This is a genomic window from Exiguobacterium sp. UBA1053, from assembly GCF_002316465.1.
GTDB lineage: Bacteria > Bacillota > Bacilli > Exiguobacteriales > Exiguobacteriaceae > Exiguobacterium_A > Exiguobacterium_A abrahamii.
On record NZ_DCDO01000008.1, the window covers coordinates 8,358 to 8,696 of the forward strand.

Consider the following 339-nt stretch of genomic DNA (forward strand, 5'->3'; position numbering starts at 1 on the left):
CCGCTCGGCACGTTCTCGGTTACTCGCTAAGAAGACCATCCACATATCCGCGCGACGATATCGCTCGACTTCTTGCTTCAGGCGTTCCATCTGACCATGGAACGGTGCAATCGGTTTGATGCTGAAATGGATTGCCGCACTTTCTGGTACTCCACTCCGGCGAGTCGGTAAGAGCGAGAGGTACAACAAGGGCTGTCCTTCAAAGACATGTGCCATCGGAACGGACAGGACGTAATCACTGACACTTTGTCCGCGTTCAATGAGAGACGCCATCCATTCTGCTTCCTCTGCATCCTGGACTTCCGCCGCTTCTTCGACCCGTGCGACTTCATCAACGAT

The 339-nt window shown here is 54.0% G+C and carries 1 protein-coding gene; it reads right to left on the minus strand.

Annotation, left to right across the window (positions count from 1 at the left end):
- Nucleotides 1–339: hypothetical protein (locus B3G15_RS06550; protein WP_290719277.1), on the minus strand; the 339-nt coding region annotated here is incomplete at both ends.